The organism is Ursidibacter sp. B-7004-1, assembly GCF_053654055.1.
The window spans coordinates 1-15,110 of sequence record NZ_JBSIUP010000038.1; the positions used below are offsets into that span (position 1 = coordinate 1).

Consider the following 15,110-nt stretch of genomic DNA (forward strand, 5'->3'; position numbering starts at 1 on the left):
ACGCTGGCGTCCGTTTATTGAATACAACAAATTGGGGTTTGTCATCAGTCTGACTAATATCTTTTTTACCTACACGCAATTCAAATAATCCTTGCTTAATTGGGCGAGTATCAGGAAAGCGAAGCTCATTACCCAAGAGTTCAAGTTTATCCAATTTGGCTAATAGTTTTGCTTTCATTACATCATCAAGTTCTTCTATTTCGGAAAAAGCCTGTGGGTGGAATAGTAATTCAAACATATAAGTTATATTATGGTCTAAATTTGTTCTTATTATAACTTTAAAGAAATGTCTTTCAAGATAATTTAGAATTTATATCCATATTCTTATTAACCCAATTTTTATTTTTTGCTTTGACAAATTCAATCCCTTTATCTTGATAAGAAATACCCTCAAGTTGTAACAAATAACGCTTGGTCGGTAAACCACCACCAAATCCTGTTAAGGCTTGATTTTTACCAAGTACACGATGGCAAGGAATTAAAATAGAAATTGGGTTACGCCCAACTGCACCACCTACTGCCCGCATTGCATTGGGTTTGCCGAGTTGTTTGGCTAACTCCCCATAGCTAGTGGTTTTTCCATAAGGAATGGCTGAAAGTAATTGCCAAACAGATTGTTGAAAAGACGTACCGATAGGGGCAAGAAAATCTAATTGCGAAAATTCAATAGTATCCCCTGCGAAATAGCGGTCTAAAATATTTGATGTTTTGCAAAAAATATGACTAATCTCACCGCTTGTTTCGGTAACTTCTAGCCAGTTTTCAATGGAATAAGGGCGTTGTTCTTGTTCAAATTCGACACCAATAAGCCCTTTCTCTTGAGCAATAAGCAGTAATTTGCCAACGGGTGATGAATAAAATTGGTAATATGTTTGCATTTGTTATCCTAAAAGAAAAAGGCGTGTCACCGTAGTGTACACGCCTTTGAGGATTATTCTAGAGCATTTTAGAATTTATAATTCACATTTAAACCGTAAAGATTTGCTTTCGCTTTCACTTTGAAATCGGCTAAACCATCTTCATTGAATGCATTTTTGCTACCACGAAGGTGTGAGTAGCCTAAATCAGCAGAAAGATTTGGCGTAAAGCGGTAAGTTGCACCGAATGAATACCAAGTACGATCGGTATCTGGAATTGAAATTGATGGGTTAGTGATGCTAGCACTCTCGTCATAAGCCACACCAGTGCGTAATGTTAATGCTTCATTCACATCATAAGAGAAACCTAATGCAATGCGTGATGCATCGTTGAAGTTTTCTGTTTTATGGAATAATTCATTACCATTTGCAGAGTAAGCATTTAAACTCTTAAATGAACTCCAGTTAGTACGTTTATAGCTATATTGAACCGCTAATTTTTCGGTTAATTTATGGAAACCTGATACCTCCCAGAATGATGGTAAGGTTAATGAAAGTGAACCAGGAAGCGTAGCTCCACCCGTTATTGTATCAACAACACTTGGAATAGCGACTGCCACCGTATTTGAGTATTTACCTTTGAAATTCAATTTGATTGGCGAGTGGTATGCAAAACCTAAGCGGTTATTTTCATTGATTTCATAGAGTAAACCAACGTTCCAACCAAATCCCCATTTATCGCCTTTAAGTTTGTGGATTGTATCGCTTTCTTTCGTTAACGCATTGATTTGAGTTAATCCTCTAGCTGTTGCTTCTAGTCCTGCTTTTCTTGCATTTAAATTAGCAAGTGTTGCCTGAACCTGTGGTGAATTTTGTGCTTGCTGTGGTAACGCTTGTATTTGATTGATACCAGCTTCAATTTGTTGCAATCCTGCTTGTACTTTTGCTTGAGCAACTTCCACTGAGTTACCTAAGTAGCGTTCTAGTGTTGCTTTAGCGTGAACAGCATTTACACCAGCACCAATACTAAAGCCATAACCTAAATTATAGGCACCGCTTAAATTAACATTTACAGCAGAAAGATCCGTTCTACCACCGAAGAAGCCAGCACTATAATTTGAATTAAATTCTGATTTTAAACCGTAGTTTACATTTACACCGCCACCTACAGAAAAACGATCATTAATAGGTGCGACAATATAAGCATTTGGTACGATTGCATTTGGAACAATGTTTCTGTGAGATGCATTTTGACCAGAAACTAATCTGCCTGAAATGTGAATATCTGAATCTACATAAACCCCACCCGCAGAAATTTCAACTTGTTTAAATTTAGTCATTAAAGCAGGGTTTGTGGCGACAACAGAAGCGTCATTAGCAACGGCAGCATTACCTGCGTATGCCATACCTAAACCAGAAGTAGAGACTTCAGCAAGTTGGAATGCGGCTGCAGAAGCCCCTGCGGCTGAAAAAGTGAAAATTGTAGCTAGCGTTGTTTTTGTAAATTTAGTCATTGGGTAATTCTCCATAAAATAAGCGGTTAGATTGTAAAATTATTTTGCTAACCACTTGCAAATATAAAACGAGCGTGATTCTACGGAGCTAGATGTTATCAAGCAATGTAATTTAACAATTTTGCAAAGAGTTCCGACCAGTTGGATTGAACTTATTTGAATGAAATATAGGTAATGTTTGCGATTAGAAATTAACAAGAGTAAAATAATCTCAACTATTCTACAATTATTTATCGACTAAAATGAGGTGAAAAATGGCTGAATGTAAAGCAAATGAAAGCCCAATGTGTTGTTGTGTTGATGTTGGCACTATTATTGATAACAGCGATTGTGCGGTTGATTTCTCACAAGTTTATGCAACCCAATCAGAAGCAGAAGATGCGTTAGCTTATTTAACCAGCAAAGCAAGAGCCGCAGAGTCTGAACCTTGCCAAATTACGAGTGAAATTAAGTCAGTAGCTAATGGCTATGAGTTAGCTGCTCGTTTTGATTTTAGTTGTCAGGCAGAAACAATGATTTTTCAGCTATCAACAAGATAATTTTAAGATTTGTCTTAATTGTAAGGAGATAGAAAATGAGCGTAATAACTAGTCTAGAACAGTTAGATCTAAACCGTAGTTACAGTTACTCCGACTATCTTTTATGGCAATTAAAAGAACGCGTAGAAATTATCAAAGGTAAAATTCTAGCAATGTCGCTAGCACCTAATAGGTTGCATCAACGTATCTCAATGAAATTAACGTTACAACTTGCTAACGTTTTTGATAATCATCAGTGTCAGCTATATGTTGCCCCTTTTGATGTTCGTTTTCCTGATGAAAATGGCAATGTAAAAACCGTTGTTCAACCTGATTTATGTGTAATTTGCGATCCGAACAAATTAGATGAACAAGGTTGTATTGGGGCACCAGATTTAATTATTGAAATTTTATCGCCAGGCAATTCTAAGCGAGAAATGAAAGATAAATATGAGCTGTATCAAGAACAAGGTGTTAGTGAGTATTGGGTTGTTCGTCCTGAAGAACGGAATATCCACATTTATCTACTTGAAAATGGGCGTTATATTGGTATCGCCCCTGTGGTTGAAGATGAAATTATTACTTCGGTGAAATTCCCCGCATTGAGTTTTTCAACAGAAGGATTATATGATTTATAAAACAGCTATTTGGCATTGTCAGAGTACTGATAAACCTTAACTTGTTATATTTAATAAATAGACGCTAATGTAGTATCTCTACATAAAAATACTTTATTTGTCAATAATCTGAAATTCGGGATATTCTCTCGAATTTTTTCAATTAATCACTAAAACCTTTCAATTCAATAACCCAAAAAAACTTGACTAAATTAGTAGGGTATATCAGAATTTGTGCCTACTAAATGGTCATTCGTAAATAAGGCTAAATGTATGAAATTGACATCAAGAGGTCGCTATGCGGTAACAGCGATTTTAGATATTGCTTTACACGGTAAATCATTGCCTGTAAGCCTTGCTGATATAGCTGAACGCCAAGCAATTTCGCTTTCTTATTTAGAACAGCTTTTTGCACAATTACGCCGTGAAGGGATTGTTCATAGTGTAAGAGGTCCGGGCGGTGGCTATCAATTAGGTAAAACCCCAGATGAAATCAATGTGGGAATGATCATCACAGCAGTAAATGAAAGCGTTGATGTATCAAAATGTAAAGGGAGCGGGAATTGCAGTAATAATAGCCAATGCCTAACCCATTCATTGTGGGAAAGATTAGAAATTCAGATTGAACAATTTTTACATACAATTACTTTGGCAGAGCTGGTGGAAGAACATCGTGATCACGATTGTGAAAAAGCACATTGCCACGAACACCATCGCCATTAAATAAAAAGCATTTGCTTAACTTAGGAGTAACAATGAAATTACCAATTTATTTGGATTATGCAGCAACTACACCAATGGACGAACGTGTTGCGAAAAAAATGATGGAATATATGACAAAAGACGGTATCTTCGGAAACCCAGCGTCTCGCTCACATAAATTTGGGTGGGAAGCAGAAGAAGCTGTTGATATTGCTCGTAACCAAATCGCAGATTTAATCGGTGCAGATGCTCGTGAAATCGTTTTCACATCAGGTGCAACAGAATCTGATAACCTTGCTATTAAAGGTGCTGCACATTTCTACCAAACAAAAGGTAAGCATATTATTACTATCAAAACTGAGCATAAAGCGGTGTTAGATACTTGCCGTCAATTAGAGCGTGAAGGTTTTGAAGTAACTTACTTAGAGCCTGAAACAAACGGCTTAGTTGATGTTGCTGAATTAGAAGCTGCAATTCGTCCAGATACAATTTTAGTTTCTGTGATGCACGTAAATAACGAAATTGGTGTCATTCAACCAATCGCAGAGATCGGTAAAATTTGCCGTGCGAAGAAAATTATTTTCCACGTTGATGCAACCCAATCAGTCGGTAAAATTCCAGTAAACGTACAAGAATTAAACGTTGATTTAATGTCATTCTCAAGCCACAAATTATACGGACCAAAAGGTATCGGTGGCTTATATGTATGCCGTAAACCACGCGTACGTTTAGAAGCAATCATTCACGGTGGTGGTCACGAACGTGGTATGCGTTCAGGTACATTACCAGTACACCAAATCGTTGGTATGGGTGAAGCATATCGTATTGCTAAAGAAGAAATGGCAACAGAAATGCCACGCATTAAAGCATTGCGTGACCGTTTATACAAAGGCTTTGAAGGAATGGAAGAAGTTTATGTAAACGGTACAATGGAAGAAGGTAAACGTGTTGATAGTAACTTAAATATCAGCTTTAACTTCGTGGAAGGTGAATCAATGATGATGTCATTAAAAGACATCGCAGTATCATCAGGTTCAGCTTGTACATCTGCAAGTTTAGAGCCATCTTATGTACTTCGTGCATTAGGTTTAAACGATGAATTAGCACATAGCTCAATTCGTTTCTCTATTGGTCGTTGGACAACGGAAGAAGAAATCGATCACACGATCGAAATCGTGAAAAAAGCCGTAAATAAATTACGTGAACTTTCTCCACTTTGGGAAATGTTTAAAGATGGCGTTGATTTAGATGCTATTGAGTGGAATCACCACTAATTTATCACCGCATAATTTAATTATCTCGGGCGTAGCTCATACGCCTTAAACAAAAAGGAATACAAAATGGCATACAGCGATAAAGTTATTGATCACTATGAAAACCCACGCAATGTTGGTACTTTTGATAAAGAAGCAACAGATATTGGTACAGGAATGGTAGGAGCACCAGCTTGTGGTGATATTCTACGTTTACAAATTAAAGTAAATGATGCAGGTATCATTGAAGATGCTCGCTTTAAAGCATATGGTTGTGGTTCAGCAATTGCGTCAAGTTCATTGATCACTGAATGGGTAAAAGGTAAATCATTAGATGAAGCTGCACAAATTAAAAACAGCGACATCGCAGAAGAGCTTGAATTACCACCTGTAAAAGTACACTGCTCAATTCTTGCAGAAGATGCAATTAAAGCAGCAATCGCAGACTATAAAGAGAAACAAGCTAAGTAATGCTTGAATAAGCGGTTGGTTCTTGCAAAATTTTTGCGAGAACTGACCGCTTGTATTTTAAATTTATAGTCAATTTTAAAGTTATTTCAGTACCAATTTATATAGAGTAAAATTAAATAGTTTTAAAACTGATTATATTCAAGCAAGGAGAAAAAATGAGTATTACCCTAACTGAAGCAGCCGCAAATCGAGTACGCACCTTTTTAGAAAATAGAGGAAAAGGTATTGGATTGCGACTGGGTGTTAAAACATCGGGTTGTTCAGGATTAGCGTATGTACTTGAATTTGTTGATGTCTTAAACGAAGATGATCAAGTGTTTGAACAATATGGCGTAAAAGTTATTGTTGATGAAAAGAGTCTTGTTTACCTTAGTGGCACCGAATTAGATTATGTTAAGGAAGGTTTAAACGAAGGGTTTAAGTATAACAATCCAAACGTTAAGAATGAATGTGGTTGTGGCGAAAGTTTTAATGTATAGGAGTTAAAAATGGCAAACCCATTTGAGTTATTTAATTTACCTGTGCAATTTGAAATTGATTCCGCTCAGCTATCAGAACGTTATTTAGCGTTACAGAAATCTCTTCACCCTGACAATTTTTCAGCAAGTTCAAGTACAGAACAGCGTTTAGCAATGCAAAAATCGGCAGAAGTGAATGATGCTCTACACATTTTAAAAGACCCTATTTTACGAGCAGAAAGTATTATTCAAATTCACACAGGTGAAAATCGAGATATTGAGCAAAAAAGTCAGCGAGATATGGCTTTTCTAATGCAACAACTAGAATGGCGTGAAACCTTAGAAAGCATTGAAACAAGCAAGAATGAAACAAAGCTCACTGCATTTACCCAAGAAATTGAGCTAGAACAGAAAAAAATAATCGAACAATTAACTAATTTGTTAGCTCAACAACAATGGGAAAATGCACTAATAGTCAGTGATAAACTTCGTTTTATTAAGAAACTATTGGTAGAAATCGAGCGAGTGGAAGAAAAATTGTTTGATTTTTAGGGAAACATAAGTAATGAAAAAATCAACCATAATTGTTAAAAACACAGAAGTTAGTTTAATTCAAACTGATGAGCAAGATTATATCTCTCTAACAGATATGTTAAAGGCAAAAGATGGCGATTTTTTTATTACAGATTGGTTGAGAAATCGTAATACGATTGAATTTTTAGGTATTTGGGAAAGTATCTATAACCCTAATTTTAATTATGGCGAATTCGCCATAATTAAAAGTCAAGCTGGACTGAATAGCTACAAAATTAGTGTCAAAGAATGGGTTGCTAAAACAAATGCAATTGGTTTACAAGCTAAAGCTGGTCGTTATGGGGGAACCTATGCTCATAAGGATATCGCTTTTGAGTTTGGAATGTGGATTAGCCCAGAATTCAAAATTTACCTCATTCGTGAGTATCAGCAACTAAAAGAAGAAGAGCAAAAACGTTTAGCAAACCCTTGGAATATTCATCGAACCTTAGCGAAGGTAAACTATCGTATTCACACAGATGCAATAAAAAGTCAGATAATTCCCAATAAACTGACAGCCTCTCAAACATCTATAATATATGCAACAGAAGCTGATTTATTAAATATGGCATTATTTGGGCTAACGGCTAAGCAATGGAGGGAGGCTAACCCGAAAAAAGAAGGCAATATAAGAGATTATGCATCCATTGAACAACTATTAGTATTAGCTAATTTAGAAAGTATGAATGCTGAACTCATTCATATGAATATCTCTCAAGAGCAACGTTTGATTCAGTTAAATGAAATGGCAATTCGCCAATTACAAGTATTAACTTTCAATTTGCTGGATATGAAAGCAGTAATGTTAGAGAATAATTAAATGAAATCATTAGAAGAACTAGTAGATCAAAATCCTGCTTGGAATATTGTAAAAACGTGGTTTGACTCAGCTAACAATCATTATGAAGTGCTAGATCCTGATGTTGAAAATGCGAGTAAAGAACTAGTAGGAATGCAACTTTCAACGGCAACGCCACTTGGTTCAATGATTTTTTATACAGGTGGATTGCTTATCGATTACGGTTGGTTACGCATTCTAGGTTCAGGCAATTCAAAATTATCTCGCGGTTTTTTTGAATGGAATTTTGGTAAAACCTTTGAACAATCGGGTGAAAGACCATTCCATTTACTGATTGCAGATGATGTTGTCGGCGGTTATTTTGCGATCAATGGTGGTGGGCTAGGCGATAAAGTTGGGTTAGTTCATTATTTCCACCCGAAAAAACAGAAATGGGAAAGTATCGGTCTAAACTATTCTCAATTTCTTGGCTGGGCTTTAACGGCAGATATTGCAAGTTTTTACCACGATTTACGTTGGGAAAACTGGCAAAAAGAGATTGAAAAAATAAGTGGTAATCAAGTAATTAACGTTGAGACCAAACAAATTCAACCGATTGAACGCCACTATCAAGCAACATTCGCTCCTGACGATATGGGATATGCGGTGAATTAAGCATTGCAACATTCTCTCCACCAATAGGAGAGAGAATAATTTATATATAGAAAGATAGATAAAAGAGATAAAAATGGCATTACTTCAAATTGCAGAACCAGGACAAATGGCAGCTCCTCACCAGCACAAATTAGCGGTGGGAATTGATTTAGGTACAACTAACTCATTAGTCGCAAGTGTGCGTAGTGGTCAAGCACAGGTGTTGCTAGATGAAAAAGAGCGAGCGTTAGTTCCATCAGTCGTTTATTACGCTCCTGAAGATAAACTGGTTGGCATTGAGGCTTTTGAGAAAGCAACTAGTGAGCCACAAAATACGATTGTATCGGTAAAGCGTCTAATTGGTCGCTCTTTAGCAGATGTTGAACAGCGGTATCATAATTTACCTTATCAATTTGTTGCGAGTGAAAATGGCTTACCACTGATTCAAACCCCGCAAGGGAATAAAAGCCCGATTGAAGTATCGGCAGATATTTTAAGTCATTTAAATCAATTTGCAGAACAGCGTCTAGCCGGTGAATTGTCAGGGGTTGTGATCACAGTACCTGCTTATTTTGATGATGCACAACGTCAAAGTACTAAAGACGCAGCACGTTTAGCAGGGCTAAATGTATTACGTTTACTGAACGAACCAACCGCAGCAGCTATTGCTTACGGTTTAGATAGCGGACAAGAAGGAGTTATTGCCGTTTATGATCTAGGTGGCGGTACTTTTGATATTTCAATTTTACGTTTAAGTCGTGGTGTGTTTGAAGTGTTAGCCACAGGCGGAGATACTGCTCTTGGTGGCGATGATTTTGACCATTTATTAGCAAATTGGATTGCTGAACAAGCAGGATTTAAACCTGAAAATGCCAGCCAACAACGAGAACTTTTAACTTTAGCAACTCAAGTGAAAGTGGCTCTTTCACAAGCGGAGAGTTTCTCTGTGAATTTTGCAAACTGGAGTGGCGAAATCAACCGTTTGCAATTTAATGAGCTAATCCAACCGCTTGTTAAACGTTCTTTGATGACTTGCCGTAGAGCCTTAAAAGATGCAGGTGTCGCAGCAAGTGAAGTGCGTGAAGTGGTAATGGTTGGTGGCTCAACACGAGTGCCATTTGTGCGTGAGCAAGTGGGCGAGTTTTTTGGACGTACGCCATTAACATCTATTGACCCAGATAAAGTAGTTGCCTTAGGTGCAGCAATTCAAGCAGATATATTAGTGGGTAATAAACCTGATTCTGAAATGCTACTTCTTGATGTTGTGCCATTATCTTTAGGTATTGAAACAATGGGTGGTTTAGTCGAGAAAATTATTCCACGCAATACCACAATTCCTGTGGCAAAGGCTCAAGAATTTACGACATTCAAAGATGGACAAACTGCAATGACGGTTCACGTTGTACAAGGAGAACGTGAGCTAGTTGATGATTGTCGCTCTTTAGGGCGTTTTACGTTGCGTGGTATTCCACCAATGGTTGCAGGAGCTGCTCATATTCGAGTAACTTATCAAGTTGATGCCGATGGTTTATTAAGTGTAACCGCAATGGAAAAATCAACTAAAGTGCAGGCATCTATCCAAATTAAACCATCTTATGGATTAACCGATGATGAAGTGACAGAAATGATCCGCTCATCAATGGCAAATGCCAAAGAAGATATGGAAGCTCGTCAGCTTGCTGAAGTTCGAGTTGATGCAGATCGGGTAATCGATCAAGTAGTCATTGCCTTACAAGAAGATGGTGCAACATTACTCACTGTTGAAGAGTTTAAAGCGATTGAACAGGAATTAGCAAAACTGATTGCTGCTAAACAGCAAACAGATCGTCAAGCAATTCAACAAGGAATTAAAGATGTTGATCTTGCCACTCAAGAATTTGCTGCAAGACGAATGAATTTATCTATTCAGAAAGCATTAGCAGGTAAAACTGTTGATGAAATTATTAAATAAGAGGATATTATGCCAAAGATTGTTTTTCTTCCGAATGAAGAATTTTGCCCAGAGGGTATGGTTATTGAAGCTCAAGAAGGTGAAAACTTATTAGAAGTTGCACACAACGCAGGCGTTGAAATTCACCACGCTTGTGACTGCTCTTGTGCTTGTACAACTTGCCACGTTGTGATTCGTGAAGGTTATGATTCATTAAATGAAACAACTGAGCAAGAAGAAGATATGCTAGACAAGGCTTGGGGCTTGGAAATGGATAGTCGCCTGTCTTGTCAATGTGTTGTTGGAAAAGAAGACCTTGTCGTTGAAATTCCAAAATATAACTTAAATCACGCAAATGAGGCTGCACACTAATGAAATGGACAGATACCCGAATGATCGCAGAAAATCTGTATGATATGAATCCAGATTTAGATCCAACAACCGTACGTTTTACCGATATGCATAAATGGATTTGCGAAATGGAAGATTTCGATGATGATCCAGAAGCATCAAATGAACATATTCTTGAAGCAATTTTAACGATTTGGTTGGAAGAGTACGAGTAAAATTTCTTCTCATTTTGACTAAAAATCGATACTACAAAAGTAGATGTAATGGACAAAATAGGTTAAAGTTTATGTACTTTAACCTATTTTTATAAAAACTATAATAGGGTGCTTTTGATTTTATCTGAAATATTTTCCGCCGTTAAACCTAACTCTGCATAGGCTTCAGCTTGGGTTGCTTGAGGGATAAAGAAATCAGGAATACCTAACATCATAAGCGGTTTGATTTTGCCAATTTTTTGCAAATATTCATTAACCGCACTACCAGCACCGCCTTGAATCGCATTTTCTTCGAGTGTAACAAGTAATTGATGGCTATCAGCAAGTTCTGCAATAATCTTTTCATCTAATGGTTTAACGAAACGCATATCTACAAGCGTATAATTATACTGTTCTGCAACTTGTTTGGCTTCACTAAGTAGTGTACCAAAATTCAGAATAGCAACTTTTTCCCCTTGTCTTAAGACATTGGCTTTACCGATTTCTAAAGCGTCTAATGGCTGTAATTCAACGCCTTGAGCATTACCACGAGGATAGCGAATTGCACTTGGTGTATTCATTTTATAAGCGGTATAGAGCATCTGACGCATCTCATTTTCATCACTTGGTGTCATAATCGTCATATTTGGAATACAACGCATAAAACTTAAATCAAATGCCCCTTGATGAGTTTGTCCATCTGCACCGACAATACCTGCTCTGTCAATCGCAAAAATAACAGGGAGATTTTGGATCGCAACATCGTGAATAAGCTGATCGTAAGCACGTTGTAAGAAACTGGAATAGATTGCTACTACGGGCTTATATCCAGCAATCGCTAAACCTGCTGCAAATGTAACGGCGTGTTGTTCTGCAATAGCAACATCAAAATACTGTTCAGGAAAACGCTTAGAAAATTCCACCATTCCAGAGCCTTCACGCATTGCAGGGGTGATGCCAATCAATTTTGGATCTTGTTCTGCTATTTCACACAACCAATTTCCAAAAATATTTGAATAGGTTGGGGCAGATTTTACTTGGGGTAACTTACCGCTTGTGTGGTCAAATTTAGGTACACCGTGAAAGCCAATAGGATCTTGTTCAGCAGGCGTATAGCCTTTTCCTTTTTTGGTTTTAATATGTAGGAATTGTGGGCCAGACATATTACGCATATTCTTCAGCGTAGCGATTAATTCATCAATATCGTGTCCGTCAATAGGGCCGATATAGTTAAAACCTAACGTTTCAAACATCGTACCAACAGGCGAAACAAAACCTTTCATATGTTCTTCGGTTTTGCGAACAAATTCTTTGATTGGTGGTAAACCAGACAATAATTTCTTGCCACCTTCACGCAAAGTTCCATAGAGCGAGCCAGTAAATAAGCGTGCAAGATGATTATTTAACGCCCCAACGTTCTCAGAAATAGACATTTCATTATCATTGAGAATAACCAACATATCGCTATGTAATGAACCTGCGTGGTTAATTGCTTCAAATGCCATTCCAGCAGTAATCGCACCATCTCCGATAACACAAACGGTTTTACGCCCCGCATTTTCTTTTTCAGCCGCAACAGCGATCCCTAATCCTGCACTGATAGATGTTGATGAATGACCAACGCTTAATACATCATAAAGGCTTTCTTCTCGCCAAGGGAATGGGTGTAGTCCATCTTTTTGGCGAATAGTGTGCATTTGCTCTCGGCGACCAGTTAAAATTTTATGTGGATAGGCTTGATGACCAACGTCCCAAATCAGTTGGTCAAATGGAGTTTGATAAACATAATGCAGAGCCACTGTTAATTCAACAACACCTAAACCAGACGCTAAATGACCGCTTGTTTGACTGACGGATTCGAGCAAATAAGCTCTAAGCTCATCACATAGAGCGTGAAGTTTTTCTTTGGGTAATAGGCGCAAATCTTCAGGTGAGTTAATTTGCGTAAGTAAAGGATAGTTTTTCTGCATAATTTATCTTTATAGTTAGTTTAATGGTTTCCCATTAAAATAATCATCAATAATAGGTATAAATTTAGGCTTTTAGCTCATCAGTTAAGGTTGGTTGAATGCTGTTTAAAATCTCTTTCACAACACGTCCATTTCCAGCAACGATGTTACCTGATTTTAAATAATCTGTACCACCAACAAAGTTTGTCACTAAAGCCCCCGCTTCACGAGCAATTAAGTCGCCTGCTGCACAATCCCAAGGTTTTAAGCCAATCTCAAAATAGCCATCAATTCTACCTGATGCAACATAAGCAAGGTCTAATGCTGCTGAACCTGTACGGCGGAAATCAGCTACACCATTATTCATTAAGGCTTCAACCATATTCAAATGTGCATTACGATGTTTAGCAACTTTAAATGGGAAACCAGTGGCTAAGATGCTACCGTTTAGATCACGACGTTCACTATCAATGCGTAAACGGAATTCATTTAATTTTGCACCTTCGCCACGCACAGCAGTGAATAATTCATTACGGATAGGATCGTAAACAACACCCACTTCGGTACGACCATTAACACGAATGGCGATTGAAACTGAGAAATGTGGGAAACGTTTAACAAAATTTGTTGTGCCGTCTAATGGATCAATCACCCATTGAATATCGTTATTTTCACCAGCAATAATTCCTGATTCTTCGCCCACAATAGCGTGTTCAGGGTAAGATTTGCGAATAACTTCAATAATGGCTTCTTCTGCGGCTTTATCCACAGAAGTAACATAATCATTTGTGCCTTTATTAGCAACTTGGGTATCTTGGGGGGCTAATTCATAGCCTTTAGCAATAATATTGCCAGCTTTTCGTGCTGCACGAATAGCGATATTTAACATTGGATTCATAATTCCACCAGATTTTAAAGAACATACATAAAAAGAATTGAATTATAGTGAAAGTTAAACAATAGGGCAAATAAAAAAGCCTATAATGACAAGTGGCTTATCTGCTATACTGAAACCAATTTTATTGCCTATATGGAACAGTTTTATGAATAACAAATTTCAAACTAAATCACCCCGTTTTAAAAGTATTGAAGAACGTGGAGAACCGACTTTTAAATCGACAAGATCGGATAAAAACACTCATCGAAATACTCGTAATACTCAAGAAAAAAGAGAAAAACGTAATGATGAGTTTCGCAGAAATGAACGTAGTAATGATCGTAAAGATGATAGAAAGTCTAAGTTAGGAGGTAGTATTGCCCCAAATTACGACATTTACCCAACAGAAGGTAAAAGAGCCAGTGGAGAAGGCTCAGTAAAAATCAGTGTAAAAGGGGGAGGTCGTTCTACGGAGAAAAAAACAGGCCCACTTTCACCTAGAGCCCCTGAAAAAATTCGTAATAACCGAGCCACAGAAATGAAAGTTTATGGTGAAAATGCTTGTCATACGTTATTTCAACAACGTCCAGATGCAATTATTCGTTTATGGGCAACCGTTGAAGGTGCGAAGAAAGCAGGAGAACTACTGAGTTACTTAGCCGAACAGAAAAAGGCTTATCACGTTGTTGATAGTGAAGAAATGGAACGTGTAACAGGAACTGAACACCACGGTGGTATCTGCTTACTAGTAAAAAAATCTACCCCATTTTCGTTGGAAGGCTACTTACAAATCCCTCGCCAGCGTGATTGCTTAGTCTTATTAGACGGGGTGAATAATGCACAAAATGTAGGTGGAATTATGCGTACTTGTGCATTCTATGGCGTAAAAGGCATTATTGTGGAACAAAATGATATCCTTAATTCCAGTAATGCGGCACGAGTTGCAGAAGGGGGATTGGAGTTTGTCCACTCTCTAGAAACTAAACACAAACAAATTGCTTTAGCACAATTACGCAATGCAGGTTATCAAATTGTCCATTTAACTCGTCAAAAACAAGCTAAAGCATTAGCAAAAACAACTTTGAATGAAAAAATTGTATTTGTACTTAGTGAAGTTGTTGCAAATGATGTGGAATATCCAGAAGATACCAATGTTCAGCTCTCATTTGCTAACCCGTTAAATAGTGGTTTAAATGTGGCAGTAAATACAGGCATTCTTCTTGCACAATGGTATCAGAGCCATATTCTTTAGAAGGTATATAGAAAATAATTAGTGCAATAGGCAAAATAGTTGCTAAATTAAAGGATTGATAGAACAAAATATAAGAGTTTCCTTTTTTGTTTAGATTGAATATTAATACGTTCTAAACAGGAAACTCTCATTTTTATCATCATTTGTTAAATTAACTCCAAT

18 protein-coding genes are annotated in these 15,110 nt (G+C 37.3%); 13 read left to right on the plus strand and 5 right to left on the minus strand.

Features of this window, described 5'->3' with window-relative positions:
• The 3 genes from ACWIW0_RS10305 to ACWIW0_RS10315 form a co-directional block, all read right to left on the minus strand.
• A partial coding sequence (locus tag ACWIW0_RS10305) for a type II toxin-antitoxin system RelE/ParE family toxin (protein ID WP_454453240.1) occupies positions 1–238 on the minus strand: 238 nt, incomplete at its 3' end.
• A gap of 55 nt (positions 239–293) precedes the next feature.
• Positions 294–878 (minus strand): methylated-DNA--[protein]-cysteine S-methyltransferase, encoded by a 585-nt coding sequence (locus tag ACWIW0_RS10310; RefSeq protein ID WP_454453241.1) that lies wholly within the window; start codon positions 876–878, stop codon positions 294–296.
• Between the two features lie 68 nt (positions 879–946).
• Entirely contained in the window at positions 947–2,371 is a 1,425-nt protein-coding gene (locus ACWIW0_RS10315; RefSeq protein WP_454453242.1) for an outer membrane protein transport protein, read from the minus strand.
• A 254-nt stretch (positions 2,372–2,625) separates the two neighbouring features.
• On the opposite strand from ACWIW0_RS10315, the gene ACWIW0_RS10320 reads away from it, so the two are divergent.
• The 12 genes from ACWIW0_RS10320 to iscX all read left to right on the plus strand — a co-directional run bounded on the left by ACWIW0_RS10320 (position 2,626) and on the right by iscX (position 10,891).
• Complete coding sequence (locus ACWIW0_RS10320) at positions 2,626–2,910, plus strand: YfcZ/YiiS family protein (RefSeq protein WP_454453243.1); 285 nt, start codon at positions 2,626–2,628, stop codon at positions 2,908–2,910.
• 35 nt (positions 2,911–2,945) lie between these two features.
• Positions 2,946–3,527, plus strand: coding sequence for a Uma2 family endonuclease (locus ACWIW0_RS10325; RefSeq protein WP_454453244.1), 582 nt, complete (start codon positions 2,946–2,948; stop codon positions 3,525–3,527).
• A 252-nt stretch (positions 3,528–3,779) separates the two neighbouring features.
• A complete protein-coding gene (locus ACWIW0_RS10330) occupies positions 3,780–4,229 on the plus strand; it encodes an Rrf2 family transcriptional regulator (RefSeq protein WP_454453245.1) in 450 nt (149 codons plus the stop codon).
• A 32-nt stretch (positions 4,230–4,261) separates the two neighbouring features.
• Positions 4,262–5,482 carry an IscS subfamily cysteine desulfurase gene (locus ACWIW0_RS10335; protein ID WP_454453246.1) on the plus strand — a complete coding sequence of 407 codons (1,221 nt, stop codon included), beginning with the start codon at positions 4,262–4,264 and terminating at the stop codon, positions 5,480–5,482.
• Between the two features lie 66 nt (positions 5,483–5,548).
• Positions 5,549–5,932 (plus strand): Fe-S cluster assembly scaffold IscU, encoded by a 384-nt coding sequence (gene iscU / locus ACWIW0_RS10340; RefSeq protein WP_157394567.1) that lies wholly within the window; start codon positions 5,549–5,551, stop codon positions 5,930–5,932.
• A 155-nt stretch (positions 5,933–6,087) separates the two neighbouring features.
• Positions 6,088–6,411 carry an iron-sulfur cluster assembly protein IscA gene (gene iscA / locus ACWIW0_RS10345; RefSeq protein ID WP_157394566.1) on the plus strand — a complete coding sequence of 108 codons (324 nt, stop codon included), beginning with the start codon at positions 6,088–6,090 and terminating at the stop codon, positions 6,409–6,411.
• A 9-nt stretch (positions 6,412–6,420) separates the two neighbouring features.
• Positions 6,421–6,942, plus strand: a complete 522-nt coding sequence (gene hscB / locus ACWIW0_RS10350) for a Fe-S protein assembly co-chaperone HscB (RefSeq protein ID WP_454453247.1) — start codon at positions 6,421–6,423, stop codon at positions 6,940–6,942.
• Between the two features lie 13 nt (positions 6,943–6,955).
• Entirely contained in the window at positions 6,956–7,783 is an 828-nt protein-coding gene (locus ACWIW0_RS10355; protein ID WP_454453248.1) for a KilA-N domain-containing protein, read from the plus strand.
• Positions 7,784–8,416 carry a DUF2625 family protein gene (locus ACWIW0_RS10360; RefSeq protein ID WP_454453249.1) on the plus strand — a complete coding sequence of 211 codons (633 nt, stop codon included), beginning with the start codon at positions 7,784–7,786 and terminating at the stop codon, positions 8,414–8,416. It begins immediately after the preceding gene.
• A 73-nt stretch (positions 8,417–8,489) separates the two neighbouring features.
• Positions 8,490–10,346 (plus strand): Fe-S protein assembly chaperone HscA, encoded by a 1,857-nt coding sequence (gene hscA / locus ACWIW0_RS10365; RefSeq protein ID WP_454453250.1) that lies wholly within the window; start codon positions 8,490–8,492, stop codon positions 10,344–10,346.
• 9 nt (positions 10,347–10,355) lie between these two features.
• Entirely contained in the window at positions 10,356–10,697 is a 342-nt protein-coding gene (gene fdx, locus ACWIW0_RS10370; protein ID WP_454446554.1) for an ISC system 2Fe-2S type ferredoxin, read from the plus strand.
• On the plus strand, positions 10,697–10,891 hold the full coding sequence (gene iscX, locus ACWIW0_RS10375) for a Fe-S cluster assembly protein IscX (RefSeq protein ID WP_006248391.1): 195 nt from the start codon (positions 10,697–10,699) through the stop codon (positions 10,889–10,891). The genes fdx and iscX overlap by 1 nt, the downstream gene beginning before the upstream one ends.
• A gap of 98 nt (positions 10,892–10,989) precedes the next feature.
• Here iscX and dxs read toward each other — a convergent pair whose 3' ends face one another.
• Entirely contained in the window at positions 10,990–12,840 is a 1,851-nt protein-coding gene (dxs, locus tag ACWIW0_RS10380) for a 1-deoxy-D-xylulose-5-phosphate synthase (RefSeq protein ID WP_454453251.1), read from the minus strand.
• Positions 12,841–12,904: 64 nt separating this feature from the next.
• A complete protein-coding gene (gene suhB / locus ACWIW0_RS10385; RefSeq protein ID WP_454445988.1) occupies positions 12,905–13,717 on the minus strand; it encodes an inositol-1-monophosphatase in 813 nt (270 codons plus the stop codon).
• A gap of 145 nt (positions 13,718–13,862) precedes the next feature.
• Between suhB and ACWIW0_RS10390 the strand changes: the two genes are divergently transcribed.
• Positions 13,863–14,948 carry a tRNA/rRNA methyltransferase gene (locus tag ACWIW0_RS10390; RefSeq protein WP_454453252.1) on the plus strand — a complete coding sequence of 362 codons (1,086 nt, stop codon included), beginning with the start codon at positions 13,863–13,865 and terminating at the stop codon, positions 14,946–14,948.
• The last annotated feature ends 162 nt before the right edge of the window (positions 14,949–15,110 follow it).

Bases quoted from the DNA above. Each gene is read 5' to 3' on its own strand.
- ACWIW0_RS10310 (WP_454453241.1), bottom strand. From the start codon at position 878: ATGCAAACATATTACCAATTTTATTCATCACCCGTTGGCAAATTACTG.
- ACWIW0_RS10315 (WP_454453242.1), bottom strand. From the start codon at position 2,371: ATGACTAAATTTACAAAAACAACGCTAGCTACAATTTTCACTTTTTCA.
- ACWIW0_RS10320 (WP_454453243.1), top strand. From the start codon at position 2,626: ATGGCTGAATGTAAAGCAAATGAAAGCCCAATGTGTTGTTGTGTTGAT.
- ACWIW0_RS10325 (WP_454453244.1), top strand. From the start codon at position 2,946: ATGAGCGTAATAACTAGTCTAGAACAGTTAGATCTAAACCGTAGTTAC.
- ACWIW0_RS10330 (WP_454453245.1), top strand. From the start codon at position 3,780: ATGAAATTGACATCAAGAGGTCGCTATGCGGTAACAGCGATTTTAGAT.
- ACWIW0_RS10335 (WP_454453246.1), top strand. From the start codon at position 4,262: ATGAAATTACCAATTTATTTGGATTATGCAGCAACTACACCAATGGAC.
- iscU (WP_157394567.1), top strand. From the start codon at position 5,549: ATGGCATACAGCGATAAAGTTATTGATCACTATGAAAACCCACGCAAT.
- iscA (WP_157394566.1), top strand. From the start codon at position 6,088: ATGAGTATTACCCTAACTGAAGCAGCCGCAAATCGAGTACGCACCTTT.
- hscB (WP_454453247.1), top strand. From the start codon at position 6,421: ATGGCAAACCCATTTGAGTTATTTAATTTACCTGTGCAATTTGAAATT.
- ACWIW0_RS10355 (WP_454453248.1), top strand. From the start codon at position 6,956: ATGAAAAAATCAACCATAATTGTTAAAAACACAGAAGTTAGTTTAATT.
- ACWIW0_RS10360 (WP_454453249.1), top strand. From the start codon at position 7,784: ATGAAATCATTAGAAGAACTAGTAGATCAAAATCCTGCTTGGAATATT.
- hscA (WP_454453250.1), top strand. From the start codon at position 8,490: ATGGCATTACTTCAAATTGCAGAACCAGGACAAATGGCAGCTCCTCAC.
- fdx (WP_454446554.1), top strand. From the start codon at position 10,356: ATGCCAAAGATTGTTTTTCTTCCGAATGAAGAATTTTGCCCAGAGGGT.
- iscX (WP_006248391.1), top strand. From the start codon at position 10,697: ATGAAATGGACAGATACCCGAATGATCGCAGAAAATCTGTATGATATG.
- dxs (WP_454453251.1), bottom strand. From the start codon at position 12,840: ATGCAGAAAAACTATCCTTTACTTACGCAAATTAACTCACCTGAAGAT.
- suhB (WP_454445988.1), bottom strand. From the start codon at position 13,717: ATGAATCCAATGTTAAATATCGCTATTCGTGCAGCACGAAAAGCTGGC.
- ACWIW0_RS10390 (WP_454453252.1), top strand. From the start codon at position 13,863: ATGAATAACAAATTTCAAACTAAATCACCCCGTTTTAAAAGTATTGAA.